Annotated in this window: 12 protein-coding genes and 1 pseudogene; 10 read left to right on the top strand and 3 right to left on the bottom strand. The window is 72.2% G+C overall.

The annotated features are described in order from the left end of the window. Positions 1-7: 7 nt before the first annotated feature. Complete coding sequence (locus ACWIHT_RS25480; protein WP_456170541.1) at positions 8-988, bottom strand: ATP-binding protein; 981 nt, start codon at positions 986-988, stop codon at positions 8-10. 101 nt (positions 989-1,089) lie between these two features. On the opposite strand from ACWIHT_RS25480, the gene ACWIHT_RS25475 reads away from it, so the two are divergent. Further along, entirely contained in the window at positions 1,090-1,914 is an 825-nt protein-coding gene (locus ACWIHT_RS25475) for an oxidoreductase (RefSeq protein WP_456170540.1), read from the top strand. Between the two features lie 340 nt (positions 1,915-2,254). On the opposite strand, the gene ACWIHT_RS25470 is transcribed toward ACWIHT_RS25475, so the two are convergent. Then, entirely contained in the window at positions 2,255-3,097 is an 843-nt protein-coding gene (locus tag ACWIHT_RS25470) for an HAD family hydrolase (protein ID WP_456170539.1), read from the bottom strand. A gap of 584 nt (positions 3,098-3,681) precedes the next feature. Between ACWIHT_RS25470 and ssd the strand changes: the two genes are divergently transcribed. The 7 genes and pseudogenes from ssd to ACWIHT_RS25435 all read left to right on the top strand — a co-directional run. Beyond that, positions 3,682-4,785 carry a septum site-determining protein Ssd gene (ssd, locus tag ACWIHT_RS25465; RefSeq protein WP_456170538.1) on the top strand — a complete coding sequence of 368 codons (1,104 nt, stop codon included), beginning with the start codon at positions 3,682-3,684 and terminating at the stop codon, positions 4,783-4,785. Beyond that, on the top strand, positions 4,782-6,002 hold the full coding sequence (locus ACWIHT_RS25460) for a TadA family conjugal transfer-associated ATPase (RefSeq protein WP_456170537.1): 1,221 nt from the start codon (positions 4,782-4,784) through the stop codon (positions 6,000-6,002). Before ssd ends, ACWIHT_RS25460 begins: the two co-directional genes overlap by 4 nt. After that, on the top strand, positions 6,002-6,874 hold the full coding sequence (locus ACWIHT_RS25455; RefSeq protein ID WP_456170536.1) for a type II secretion system F family protein: 873 nt from the start codon (positions 6,002-6,004) through the stop codon (positions 6,872-6,874). Before ACWIHT_RS25460 ends, ACWIHT_RS25455 begins: the two co-directional genes overlap by 1 nt. Before the next feature lie 55 nt (positions 6,875-6,929). Further along, positions 6,930-7,751, top strand: coding sequence for a type II secretion system F family protein (locus ACWIHT_RS25450; protein WP_456170535.1), 822 nt, complete (start codon positions 6,930-6,932; stop codon positions 7,749-7,751). A 64-nt stretch (positions 7,752-7,815) separates the two neighbouring features. Continuing rightward, on the top strand, positions 7,816-8,052 hold the full coding sequence (locus ACWIHT_RS25445; protein ID WP_456170534.1) for a DUF4244 domain-containing protein: 237 nt from the start codon (positions 7,816-7,818) through the stop codon (positions 8,050-8,052). Next, positions 8,039-8,416: a TadE family type IV pilus minor pilin gene (locus tag ACWIHT_RS25440; RefSeq protein WP_456170533.1), complete on the top strand. Its 378-nt coding sequence runs from the start codon at positions 8,039-8,041 to the stop codon at positions 8,414-8,416. Before ACWIHT_RS25445 ends, ACWIHT_RS25440 begins: the two co-directional genes overlap by 14 nt. After that, positions 8,413-8,850 (top strand): annotated as a pseudogene (locus ACWIHT_RS25435) (Rv3654c family TadE-like protein); the annotation flags it as partial. The gene ACWIHT_RS25440 and the pseudogene ACWIHT_RS25435, both read left to right, overlap by 4 nt. Here ACWIHT_RS25435 and ACWIHT_RS25430 read toward each other — a convergent pair. Continuing rightward, positions 8,765-11,347, bottom strand: coding sequence for a DEAD/DEAH box helicase (locus ACWIHT_RS25430; RefSeq protein ID WP_456170532.1), 2,583 nt, complete (start codon positions 11,345-11,347; stop codon positions 8,765-8,767). The pseudogene ACWIHT_RS25435 and the gene ACWIHT_RS25430 sit on opposite strands and share 86 nt — an antisense overlap. Positions 11,348-11,427: 80 nt before the next feature. On the opposite strand from ACWIHT_RS25430, the gene bldG reads away from it, so the two are divergent. Beyond that, on the top strand, positions 11,428-11,769 hold the full coding sequence (gene bldG / locus ACWIHT_RS25425; RefSeq protein WP_003975386.1) for an anti-sigma factor antagonist BldG: 342 nt from the start codon (positions 11,428-11,430) through the stop codon (positions 11,767-11,769). A 118-nt stretch (positions 11,770-11,887) separates the two neighbouring features. Next, positions 11,888-12,325 (top strand): ATP-binding protein, encoded by a 438-nt coding sequence (locus ACWIHT_RS25420; RefSeq protein ID WP_200716092.1) that lies wholly within the window; start codon positions 11,888-11,890, stop codon positions 12,323-12,325. The last annotated feature ends 179 nt before the right edge of the window (positions 12,326-12,504 follow it).

Here is a 12,504-nt window from a genome sequence, read left to right as displayed (position 1 = left end):
GTGCGCCTCACACCGGTGCGGTGATGCTCTCGTCGAGCACGAACCCGGGGTCGACCTGCGCCGCCAGGTCGGCCCCGGTGCGCTCGTTGCCCCAACTCCGGGCGTTCTTCAGGTGGAAGTGCACCATCTGCTGCGTGTAGCGCTCCCAGTCGCGCAGTTCGTACGTCGCGTCGGCGGCGATCTCCAGCATCCGCAGGGCGCGGCGGTTGACGTCCTCCAGGAGCTCGAACCGGGGCGGACGGCCCTTCTCCATGGCACGCACCCAGTCCGAGTGCCCCACCGTCACCAGCAGGTCGTCCCCGACCTCGGCGCGGAGGAAGTCGAGATCGTCCTGACCCTGCACCTTGTTGCCGACGACTTTCAGGACGACGCCGAAGTCGCGGGCGTACTCCTTGTACTGGCGATAGACGGAGACCCCCTTCCGGGTCGGCTCGGCCACCAGGAACGTGATGTCGAAGCGGGTGAACATGCCGGAGGCGAAGGAGTCCGAGCCCGCCGTCATGTCCACCACGACGAACTCGTCGCGCCCGTCCACCAGGTGGTTCAGGCACAGCTCCACCGCTCCCGTCTTGGAGTGGTAGCAGGAAACCCCCAGGTCGGCGTCCGTGAAGGGGCCCGTGACCATCAAACGGGCGGCGCCGCCGTCGAGTTCCACCGAGCGCGCGCAGGTGTCGTAGACCGGATTGTTCTCCCGTACCCGCAGCAGCCGGGAGCCCGCGCCGGGCGGGGTGGTCTTGATCATCGTGTCGGCGGAGGCGATGCGCGGGTTGCCGCCGCGCAGGTAGTCCTTGATCAGGGGGAGGTGCTCGCCCAGTGCGGGCAGTGCGGCGGCCTCGGCCTCGTCCAGGCCGAGCGCGGGGCCCAGGTGCTGGTTGATGTCCGCGTCGACGGCGACGACGGGTTGGGCGGTGGCCGCGAGGTGGCGGACGAACAGGGAGGACAGGGTGGTCTTTCCGCTGCCGCCCTTCCCGACGAAAGCAATTTTCATGTTCACGAAGCGTAGTCGTGCCGTAGCTGTATGTGGCAGGTGTGCGTGAAGAAGACCACTCCATCGTGGGGCGCGCCGCCGGGATGGCTACTGTCGTACTCATGAGTACGACAGGTGCGACCGCCGATCCGCTCGCGGCCCTGGGCACGTTGCCCGGAGTGGCCGAGTCCGTCGAGTCCATGCGCAAGGCCGTGGACCGGGTCTACGGGCACCGGGTCATGCGGCGCCGCAGCAACGAGATCACCGCCGAGGCGGCACTGCGCGGGGCCCGTGGCTCCGCCGCGCTGTCCGGGGCCGACTGGGCACTCGAAGAGGTGCGTCGGCGCACCGACTTCAGCGGTGACGAGGAGGCCCGCACGATGGGCGCGGCCCTTCGGCTGTCCGCCGAGGCGGGCCAACTCCTGTCCATCTGGCGGCAGTCGCCCCTCAGGGTGCTCGCCCGGCTGCACCTGGTGGCCGCCGCGAGCAAGGAGGGCGAGATCGGACGGCCCCGCCAGGCGGGGGAGCCGGTCGACGAACCGCTCGTCGAACTGCCGCTCCCCGGTGCGGCCGAGGTCTCCGGGCGCCTGGAGGGACTCTCGGAGCTGATCATCGCGGGCGGTTCGGCGCCGGCGCTGGTGACGGCCGCCGTCGTGCACGGCGAACTGCTCGCGCTGCGCCCCTTCACCTCCCGCAACGGGCTCGTCGCGCGCACGGCCGAGCGGATCGTCCTCATCGGCAGCGGTCTCGACCCGAAGTCCGTGTGTCCGGCGGAGGTCGGCCACGCCGAACTCGGGCGCGCGGCCTATCTGGCGGCCCTGGACGGCTACGTTTCCGGCACTCCGGAGGGCATGGCCGCGTGGATCACGCACTGCGGACGGGCCGTCGAGCTGGGTGCGCGCGAGTCGACGGCGGTGTGCGAGGCGCTGCAACGCGGGGCCGCCTGACACAGGGTAACGGCCCTCTACGTAGAGGGCCGTTACGGGATGCGGCGGTACGAGGATTCGTACCGCCGCTGGCATGTTCCACCGGGTTACCAAGCGTCCTCGAAATATTGCCCATCAGGTCGGGAACATCGCCCGTCACCTGGTGCGGCTGGCCCGTAATCGACGGGTCGACGTCGCGTGGGTGCTCGGTGTTCATGCGCGGTCCGTGGGGCCAAATGCGTTATTAAGGTGATCCTTTCGGATGTCCTTGGTCTCGCGGGCCGTTGAATCCTTTGTACTCCCGCGCCGGAGGAAGCGGAACCCCTTGCCGCGCTTCTTTACTTTTGCGTTCAAAGAGCCACTAAACGGTGTAAACGGTCCCCGCCTTGCGTCGGCTCGCGTACCAGACGAGCCCCGCCGTGGCCGCCGCGGCACCCACGGCCGCCGCCACCACGAGCGCCGGGCGGGGCGGCACGGAGAGCGTGGGCAGCCGCTGCTTGAGCCGGACCGGGCGGTTGAAGTCCAGAATCGGCCACCCGCGCGCGATGGCCTCCTTGCGCAGCGCGCGGTCCGGGTTCACGGCGTAGGGACGGCCCACGGACTGGAGCATCGGCACATCGGTCACCGAATCGCTGTAGGCGTAGCAGCGGTCGAGGTCGTACCCCTCGGACTGGGCCAGCTCCTTGATCGCCTCGGCCTTCGTCGGGCCGTACGCGTAGTACTCCACCTCGCCCGTGAAGCAGCCGTCGTCGCCCACCACCATGCGGGTCGCCACCACCCGGTCCGCGCCCAGGAGTTCACCGATCGGCTCGACGACCTCGGCGCCCGACGTGGACACGATCACGACGTCGCGGCCGGCGCGGTGGTGCTCCTCGATGAGGGAGGCGGCCTCGTCGTAGATGATCGGGTCGATCAGGTCGTGCAGGGTCTCGGCGACGATCTCCTTCACCTGTTGGACGTTCCAGCCGCGGCAGAGCGAGGACAGGTACTTGCGCATCCGCTCCATCTGGTCGTGGTCGGCGCCGCCCGCGAGGAAGACGAACTGCGCATAGGCGGTCCGCAGCGCGGCCCTGCGGTTGATCAGTCCGCCTTGGTAGAAGGACTTGCCGAAGGTGAGCGTGCTCGACTTCGCAATGACCGTCTTGTCCAGGTCAAAGAAGGCTGCTGTGCGGGGCAAGGAGTGGTTTTCCACAACCCAGAGCATAGGCGCAGCCCATTCGGCGTAAGGTGTGGCGCGTGGGTTTGCCTGAGAGGGCTCTCGGGTACACCATGGAAGTCACGGATCGTTCGCGACCGTGCTAACGCGGCCCGGCTCCTCCCCCCCCCGAGTCGGCCGTGAAGGCGACCCCCACTCTCCCCCCCGGTGGGGGTCGTCGCATGTCCGGACCCGTTTTCGCTTTCCGTGCGTGGTCGTGAGGGCATCGCGAGGCGGCTGAGGCCGCCTTTTTTCATGCCCAGAGCCCGTCACTGCGCGTAGCTGTGGGGCTGCGCTGCGGAACTCGCACAGAGGCCAGTACGGGGGTCACCGGTATGGGTGACGGCGATATTCACAGGCCCCGCGTTGTCCACAGTTTTCGACCAAGATCCACACGATTTCCGCGATGCCCGCACCGTGATTCCAACGCGTCCTCGCTCGCGGCGAGTTCATGGCCGGTTCCGTTTGTCGGACGCGTTCGGCCGGTTTCTGTCGGCCGTGCATATGGAGGCCGATCGCCGGTTCTTCGCACGTTTGGGAATCGCGGGACCGCAGGGGCGACGCGAGAGACACATCGATGGGGGATGGAAAGAATGGCCGGAACTGTCACACACGATCCGCCACCCGCCGCCGGCGGACGACAGGGCGGACCGCTGATCGTCACCGAGGACGCCGAACTCCTCGACGACTTGCTGCGCCTGTGCGCGGCGGCCGGCGCGACACCCGAGGTCCATCCCGGGCTCCCGGAGCGCCGGAGCGGCTGGGAGACGGCGCCGCTCGTCCTCGTCGGCGACGACGCGGCACGACGGGTGCGCGGGGCCGCCCGCCGCAACGGGGTGGTGCTGGTCGGCCGGGACCAGGACGACTCCGGGGTCTGGCGGCGGGCCGTCGAGATCGGCGCCGATCACGTCCTGATGCTGCCCGACGGCGAGCAGTGGCTCGTCGACCGCATCGCCGACGTGGCCGAGGGCGTCGGCCGCCCCGCGCTCACCGTCGGCGTCATCGGGGGCCGCGGCGGGGCCGGAGCGTCCACGCTCGCGTGCGCCCTCGCCGTCACCTCCGCGCGGGAGGGACTGCGCACCCTCCTGGTGGACGCGGATCCCCTCGGGGGCGGACTCGACGTACTCCTCGGCGGAGAGAGCGCGGAAGGCCTGCGCTGGCCCGCGTTCGCCGCCTCGCGCGGCCGGGTCGGCGGCGGCGCCCTGGAGGAGTCCCTCCCCGAACTCCACTCGCTCCGGGTGCTCAGCTGGGACCGCGGCGACTGCGTCGCCATCCCGCCGCAGGCCGTCCGCGCGGTGCTCGCCGCGGCCAGAAGGCGCGGCGGCACGGTCGTCGTCGACCTGCCCCGCCGCATCGACGACGGTGTCGCCGAGACCCTCGCCCAACTCGACGTGGGCCTTCTAGTGGTCCCCGCCGAACTGCGCGCCGTCGCCGCGGCCGGCCGGATCGCGTCCGCCGTCGGCATGGTCCTGCGCGATCTCCGTGTGGCCGTCCGCGGGCCGTACGCCCCCGGCCTCGACGACCGTGAGGTGGCCCGCCTCCTCGGACTGCCGCTGGCGGGCGAAGTACCGCTCGAATCGGGCCTGTTGCGGCCGCACGACGGCAAGGCGCCGCCGGGGGCGGCCGGGCGGGGACCGCTGGCGCGGTTCTGCCGGGAGTTCTGGGAGCGGGCGCTGGTCGAGGCGGGTGGCGTATGAGCGGGCCGGTGGGGACCGGCTTCGGTCCGGCTCCAGGGATGCCCGCCGGGATGCTCGACGGGGTGCGGCGGTGGCTGGCCGAGAGCGGCGGTGAGCCGACGCCCGCGCGGGTGGCGCAGGCGCTGCGGGAGCAGGGGCGGGTGCTGGGGGACGCCGAAGTCCTCGGCGCGGCCGAGCAGTTGCGGTCCGAGCTGGTGGGCAGCGGGCCGCTGGAGTCCCTGCTCGCCGACCCCTCGGTCACCGACGTGCTCGTGTCGGCCCCGGACCGGGTGTGGGTCGACCGGGGCGGCGGCCTGGAACTGACCGCCGTCACCTTCCCGGACGCGGCGGCCGTACGACGTCTCGCGCAGCGCCTGGCCGCGGTGGCCGGACGCCGGCTGGACGACGCGCGGCCCTGGGCCGACGCCCGGCTGCCCGACGGGACCCGCCTGCACGCCGTGCTGCCCCCGGTCGCGGTCGGCTGCACCTGCCTCTCGCTCCGCGTCGTACGACCGCGCGCGTTCACGCTCGGCGAACTGGTCGCGGCGGGCACGGTCCCGCCGGGCGGCGACCGGATCCTGCGGGCCGTGATCGAGGCCCGGCTGTCCTTCCTGATCAGCGGCGGTACCGGGAGCGGCAAGACGACACTCCTGAGCGCGCTGCTCGGGCTGGTCGGTCCGGGCGAACGGATCGTCCTCGCCGAGGACTCGGCGGAGCTGAAGCCGGACCATCCGCACGTCCTACGGCTGGAGAGCAGACCCGCCAACCAGGAGGGCGCCGGCCTCGTCACCCTCCAGGACCTGGTCCGCCAGGCCCTCCGGATGCGGCCGGACCGGCTCGTCGTCGGCGAGGTGCGCGGACCCGAGGTCGTCGCCCTCCTCGCCGCGCTCAACACGGGCCACGAGGGCGGCTGCGGAACCGTGCACGCCAACGCCGCGGCCGATGTCCCGGCTCGCCTGGAGGCCCTGGGGACGGCCGCGGGCCTCGACCGGGCCGCGCTGCACAGCCAGTTGGCGGCGGCACTGTCGGTGGTCCTGCACCTCGTACGGGACCGGGCCGGGCGGCGCCGGATCGCCGAGGTCCATGTCCTGGAGCGCGACCCCTCGGGGTTGGTGCGGACGGTACCGGCGCTGCGCTGGGGCGCGGAGGCGTTCGCGTACGAGCGGGGGTGGGTGCGGTTGCGGGAGTTGATCCGGGGTGGGGGCGAAGGGACGGGCGATGTCGAACGGGAGTGGTGATGGACGTGGGAACGGGTGAGATGTCGGTCGGCGTGGCCGCGGTGTGTGTCGGGGCCCTGGTCTGGCTGACGGGCGGGCGGCAGTCCGGGGCGCGGCGGGCGCAGTTGCTGTTCGCGGGCGGCGCGGCGATGGGCGTCGGACCGCCCTCGTGGGAGCGGGCCGCCGACGAACTGCGGCGGATCCGGGGCCGGTTGCGGGCCGAGTGGTGGTCGCTGGGCGTCGGACTGGTGGTGGCGGCACTGGGGGCTTCGGTGGTTCCGGTCGTCGCGGGGGCGGTCGGAGTGCCGTTGCTACGGCGGGTGCGGCTGGCCGGGGAGGCCCGGCGGGCGCGGGAGTCGCGCGGGGACGCGGTGATCGCGCTGTGCTCGGCGCTCGCCGGGGAGGTGCGCGCGGGGCGGCAGCCGGGCGAGGCGTTGCTGCGGGCCGCGCTCGACTCCGAGGGGCTCGGGGAGGCGCAGGCCGCGGTGCTCGCGGCGGCACGGTTCGGCGGGGATGTGCCGGGTGCGCTCACCTCGGCGGCCCGACAGCCGGGCGCGGAAGGCCTGTTGGGGCTCGCCGCGTGCTGGCGGGTCGCCGTGGACCAGGGGGCCGGACTCGCCGCGGGACTCGACCGGCTCGAAGGGGCGTTGCGCGCGGACCGTGACCAACGGGCCGACCTGCGCGCCCAGTTGGCCGGAGCGCGGGCCACCGCCGTGATGCTCGCCGGCTTGCCGGTGCTCGGGCTGCTGCTCGGCGCGGCGATGGGCGCCGATCCGTTGCGGGTGCTGCTGCACAGCGGCGCGGGGTTGGGGTGCCTGGTGGTCGGGGGGTTGCTGGAGGGCCTGGGGATGTGGTGGGCGCTGCGGATCGTGGGCGGGGTGGAGGCGGCGTGAGCGAAGCAGTCGTGGCAGCCGGGTACCGGAGTCGGAGTCGGAGAAGGAGGACCGAGTGAGTACGGAAGTTGTCCACAGGCTGGGGGTGGCCCTGGGGGTGGTGCTGGCCGTGGCGTGGTCGGTGCGGAGGCTGGACGCGTTGCGGAGGGCGCGGAGGGCTCGGCGACGGCTGGCCGGGCTGCTGCATCGGGAGGCTCGCGAGAATCGGGAAACTCGGGAGGCTCGCGAAGTGCCGCTCGCCGGGCGGCGGTTCGAGGCTCGGGATGCCGCGCGGCGCTGGTTGCCGGTGGTGGGCGTCGTGGGTGCCGGGTGGGTGTTGGTCGGTGGGATCGCCGGAGTCGTGGTGGGCGGGGCAGTCGCATTCGGGCTGTGGTGGTGGCGCCGTAGGCAGGTGGCCGACGACACCGGCGCCGAGCGCGACGCGGCCACCGCCGCTCGCCAACTCCCGCTCGCCGCCGATCTGCTGGGCGCCTGTATCGCCGCCGGGGCCTCGCCGGTGATCGCCGCCCAGGCCGTGGGCGAGGCGCTGGCGGGACCCGTGGGGGAGCGGCTGGCGCGTGCGGCGGCGGAGGTGCGGCTGGGCGGTGAACCGGCCGACGCCTGGCGGAGGTTGGCCGCGCTCCCGGGCGCCGGCCCGTTGGCTCGGTTGCTCGAACGGGCCGACGAGTCGGGGCTCCCCGCCGCCGGACCGGTCGCCCGGCTCGCGGCGGAGGCCCGCGCCGACTGGACCCGCACCGCGACGGCACGGGCCCGGCGGGCGGCCGTCCTGATCACCGCACCGGTGGGGCTGTGCTTCCTGCCCGCGTTCATCGCGGTCGGCGTACTGCCCGTGGTGATCGGGCTCGCGGGCGGGGCGACGGGAGGGGGCGGCGGCTGACGGACGTATGACGAACAGCGACTGATCGAGAAACCGAACCAACAGGAACCTCACGGGGGTTGAGATGTACAAGGCAGTGCAGGGAGTACGGGCAGCGGCGGTACGGGCGGTCCGAGCGGTACGGGCACGGGCGCAACTCCGCGCCGCGCGGCGGGACGCCGGTATGGCAACGGCTGAATACGCCATGGGGCTTGTCGCGGCGGTGGCGTTCGCCGTGGTGCTCTACAAGGTGGTGACCAGCGGAGCGGTCAGCGCGGAACTCCAGGACATCGTGAAGCGGGCCCTCGATGCGAAGGTGTGAACGCCGGGGCGGTGACGGGGGGTTCGTGACGGCCGAGGCGGCCGTGGTCCTGCCCGTGCTGGTGATGTTCGCGATGGCGCTGGTGTGGGGGCTGCTGGTGGTGGCCGCGCAGATCCAGTGCGTGGACGCGGCACGCTCGGGCGCCCGTGCGGCGGCTCGGCAGGATCCCGCCGAAGCGGTCGTCCGGGTGGCCCGGGACACGGCACCGCGCGACGCGAGGATCACGGTCTCCAGGGAGGGCGACCAGGTCCGTGTGGTCGTGGTCGCCAGGCCACCGGCGCTGAGCGGGCTGCCCTTCGAGGTGCGGGAGGAGGCCGTGGCGGTGGCGGAGGAGACGGTCGGCGAGGGGAGGGCGGGGCCATGAGGTGTCGTGTCGCCGCGCTGGGGCGCATGAGATTCCGTCACCCCGGCCCGGGCTCGGACCGCGGGTCCGCCACCGTGTGGAGCCTGGGGGCGATGGCCGTGATGTGCGTCGTGTTCGGGATCGTGCTCGCCCTGGGGCAGGCCGTCGTGGCCCGGCACCGTGCGGCCGGCGCCGCGGATCTCGCGGCCCTCGCGGCGGCCGACGACTGGGCGGAGGGCGGTACGGGGGCCTGCGCCCGGGCGGAGCGGGTGGCGCGGGCCCAGGGGACGCGGCTGGTGCGGTGCGCGGTCGTGGGGGAGACGTCGGACGTGACGGCGGCGGCCGGCCTGGGACCGTTCGCGGCGGAGGTCAGGGCGCGGGCGGGACCTGCGGGGCCGGTGCCGCCTCCGGCACCCGCACCGCTCCCTCAGAGACCGGCACCTCCCCCTCCGGCGCCTTTCCTTCCGGTACCGGCACCTCCCCCTCCCGTACCTCTCCCTCCGGCATCGGCGCCTCCCGCAACAGTTCCGTGAGCAACCGCACCGCTCCCCGCTTGTGCAACGGCTCGTTGCCGTTGCCGCACTTGGGGGACTGGATGCAGGACGGGCAGCCGGCGTCGCACTCGCAGGAGGCGATGGCCTGGCGGGTGGCGGTGAGCCAGGCGCGGGCGGTGTGGAAGGCGCGCTCGGCGAAGCCCGCGCCGCCGGGATGGCCGTCGTAGACGAAGACCGTCGGCAGCAGTGTGTCGGGGTGCAGGGGGACCGAGACTCCGCCGATGTCCCAGCGGTCGCAGGTGGCGAAGAGGGGGAGCATGCCGATCGAGGCGTGTTCGGCGGCGTGCAGGGCGCCGCCGAGGATCTCGGGGTTGATGCGGGCGGCGTCGAGCTGGTCCTCGGTGACCGTCCACCACACCGCGCGGGTGCGCAGCGTACGAGGAGGGAGGTCGAGTTTCGACTCGCCGAGGACTTCGCCGGTGATGACACGTCTGCGGAGGAAGGAGACGACCTGGTTGGTGACTTCGACAGAGCCGTAGCACAACCGGCCCTGGCCCCACGGGAGTTCGATGTCCGTCTCCAGGACGGAGATGGCTGTCGTGTCGCGGGCGACCGTCGAGTACGGGGGGTTGGCCTCCTCGACCAGAGCCACCGAGTCCTCCAGGTCCAGGGAGCTCACCAGGTACGTGCGGCCCTGGTGGAGGTGGACCGCGCCCTCGTGGACGGTCGCGTGGGAGGCGGACTCGTCGACCGTGCCCAGCAGGCGGCCGGTGCCGTTCTCGACGATCTGGACCGGGTTTCCGCCCCCGCCGCGGATGTCGGTGAGGTCGGCGGCCCGTTCCCGGCGCGTCCAGTGCCAGGCCTTCGCCCGGCGGCGGAGCAGTTTCGCGGCCTCCAGCTGCGGCAGCAGGTCCGCGGTGGCCGGGCCGAACAGGTCCAAGTCGTCGTCGGTGAGCGGGAGTTCCGCCGCTGCCGCGCACAGGTGGGGGGCCAGGACGTACGGGTTGTCCGGGTCCAGGACGGTGGACTCCACCGGCTGGTCGAAGAGGGCCTCCGGGTGGTGGACGAGGAAGGTGTCCAGGGGGTCGTCGCGGGCCACCAGGACGGCCAGGGCGCCCTGGCCGGAGCGTCCGGCGCGGCCCGCCTGCTGCCACAGCGAGGCGCGGGTACCGGGGTAGCCGGCGATGAGGACGGCGTCCAACCCCGAGACGTCGATGCCGAGTTCGAGGGCGGTGGTGGCGGCGAGGCCGAGCAACTCGCCGGAGTGGAGGGCGCGTTCGAGGGCGCGGCGCTCCTCGGGGAGGTAGCCGCCGCGGTAGGCGGCGACCCGTCGGGCCAGTGAGCGGTCGACCTCGGCGAGGCGTTCCTGGGCGATCAGCGCGATCAGCTCGGCGCCGCGCCGGGACCGTACGAAGGCCACCGAGCGCACGCCCTGGACGGTGAGGTCGGTCAGCAGGTCGGCGGTCTCGGCGGTGGCGGTACGGCGGACCGGGGCGCCCTTCTCGCCGTGGAGTTCGGTGAGCGGGGGTTCCCAGAGGGCGAAGACCAGTTCACCGCGCGGGGAGGCGTCGTCGGCGACCTCGACCACGGGGAGGCCGGTGAGGCGGCGGGCGGCCACCGAGGGCTCGGCGGCGGTCGCGGAGGCGAGCAGGAAGACGGGGGAAGAGCCGTAGCGGGCGCAGAGACGGCGCAGTCGGCGCAGCACCTGGGCGACGTGGGAGCCGAAGACGCCCCGGTAGGTGTGGCACTCGTCGATGACGACGTACTTCAGGGCTTTCAGGAAGGAGGACCAGCGCGGGTGCGAGGGCAATATGCCCCGGTGGAGCATGTCGGGGTTGGTCAGGACGTAGTTGGCGTACTGGCGAACCCACTCGCGCTCCTCGAACGGAGTGTCGCCGTCGTACACGGCCGGGCGAACGGCATTGCCCAGAGGTTGTGAAAGTTCCTTCACGGAGCGGAGCTGGTCGGCTGCCAGGGCTTTTGTGGGGGCCAGGTACAGGGCGGTGGTGCCGCGGCCGTTCGGCGCCTCGGAGCCGTCGAGGAGCGCCGAGAGGACCGGTACCAGATAAGCCAGCGACTTGCCCGAGGCGGTGCCTGTGGCAACGATCACTGACTCGCCGTCGAGGGCGTGCTCGGCGGCCTGTGCCTGGTGGGCCCAGGGGTGTTCGATACCGGCTTCCTGGACGGTGGCGATCACCTCAGCGCGAATCCGGTCAGGCCAGACGGCATGGCGGCCCTCACGTGGGGGCAAGTGCTCCGTATGAGTGATGCGCGAAGCCCGGCTCGGTCCGGACGCGAGCCGGTCCAGAACCGTGCTCGGCGAGAGCCCGGACACGGGGTTCGCCGAGGGTCGATCGGATCGCTGATTCTTGGCCATCGGCACCGAGTGTGTCACTGGCGTGACGGACAATGGAGCCAAGGCGTCGTGCACGCCCTGCGGTAAGTGATTGAATGCCATCGCGGCTGGCGAACCGTCCTGGGGGCTCTGCCGAGGTGTCCCATGGGATGACCGCTCGATAGCAAGGTGCTGGAGGATCCGTGGACCTGTCCCTGTCGACCCGTACCGTCGGCGATCGTACGGTCGTCGAGGTCGGTGGAGAAATCGACGTATATACCGCGCCCAAGTTGCGCGAACAGCTGGTCGAGCTGGTGAACGACGGGAGTTTTCACCTCGTCGTAGACATGGAGGGCGTCGACTTTCTCGACTCCACCGGGCTCGGTGTGCTGGTCGGCGGCCTGAAGCGGGTGCGTGCCCACGAGGGCTCGCTGCGCCTGGTCTGCAACCAGGAGCGCATTCTGAAGATCTTCCGTATCACCGGCCTCACCAAGGTGTTCCCGATTCACACCTCGGTCGAGGAAGCGGTGGCGGCCACCGACTGACCGACCGTTCAGGGAGCGGTGAACGACCGCTCCCCGATCGGCCGTATAGACGACCGGTGGACCGGGCTTTCGGCAGCCCGGCCCTCCGACAGCACGCCCGTAGTCCCGAGGGGGATGCATGGCCACCGTTGAACTCCGCTTCAGCGCGCTGCCCGAGCACGTCAGGACCGCCCGGCTGGTGGCGGCAGCGGTGGCGCGCAGGGCCGGAGTGGACGAGGCCGTACTCGACGAGGTGAGACTCGCCGTCGGCGAGGCCTGCACCCGTGCCGTCGGGCTGCACCAGAGCAGTGGGATCACCGCCCCGGTGAAGGTGCTGCTGATCGAGGAGGAGAAGCAGTTCTCCATCGAGGTCGGCGACGAGGCACCACGCTCGGCCCCCGGCGACAAGGCGCCCGGGGCGCTCGGCGAGGATCCGGACGCGGAGACCGAGGAGGACGAGATGGGTCTCGCTGTCATCAGCGGGCTCGTCGACGACGTCGAGGTCACCGCGGGGGAGCACGGCGGATCGATCCGTATGACGTGGCCGACGACACCGCCGGCCGCCCCGCTTTCCTGAAAACCGCCGCACACCACAGCCGAAGGGCCCTGCTGAGCAGGGCCCTTCGGCATTTCCGGGAGCGCGCCGCGAGTGCCCGTTCCCGGTACGCTTGAATTCGTGAATCAATTCACGATCAATGCCGGATCGACGCCCCGATCGGTTCTCGATAATTTGATCAAGCGCCAATGCTTTTAAGG

The organism is Streptomyces sp. NPDC002276 (assembly GCF_053891435.1).
Note: the sequence above shows the minus strand (reverse complement) of the source record. Positions and strands in the feature narration are given on the sequence as shown.

Coding starts and splice junctions, on each gene's coding strand:
- ACWIHT_RS25460 (WP_456170537.1), top strand. CDS start 4,782: ATGAGCGGGCCGGTGGGGACCGGCTTCGGTCCGGCTCCAGGGATGCCC.
- ACWIHT_RS25470 (WP_456170539.1), bottom strand. CDS start 3,097: ATGCTCTGGGTTGTGGAAAACCACTCCTTGCCCCGCACAGCAGCCTTC.
- ACWIHT_RS25420 (WP_200716092.1), top strand. CDS start 11,888: ATGGCCACCGTTGAACTCCGCTTCAGCGCGCTGCCCGAGCACGTCAGG.
- ACWIHT_RS25430 (WP_456170532.1), bottom strand. CDS start 11,347: ATGGCATTCAATCACTTACCGCAGGGCGTGCACGACGCCTTGGCTCCA.
- ACWIHT_RS25445 (WP_456170534.1), top strand. CDS start 7,816: ATGTACAAGGCAGTGCAGGGAGTACGGGCAGCGGCGGTACGGGCGGTC.
- ACWIHT_RS25480 (WP_456170541.1), bottom strand. CDS start 988: ATGAAAATTGCTTTCGTCGGGAAGGGCGGCAGCGGAAAGACCACCCTG.
- ACWIHT_RS25455 (WP_456170536.1), top strand. CDS start 6,002: ATGGACGTGGGAACGGGTGAGATGTCGGTCGGCGTGGCCGCGGTGTGT.
- ACWIHT_RS25475 (WP_456170540.1), top strand. CDS start 1,090: ATGAGTACGACAGGTGCGACCGCCGATCCGCTCGCGGCCCTGGGCACG.
- ACWIHT_RS25440 (WP_456170533.1), top strand. CDS start 8,039: ATGCGAAGGTGTGAACGCCGGGGCGGTGACGGGGGGTTCGTGACGGCC.
- ssd (WP_456170538.1), top strand. CDS start 3,682: ATGGCCGGAACTGTCACACACGATCCGCCACCCGCCGCCGGCGGACGA.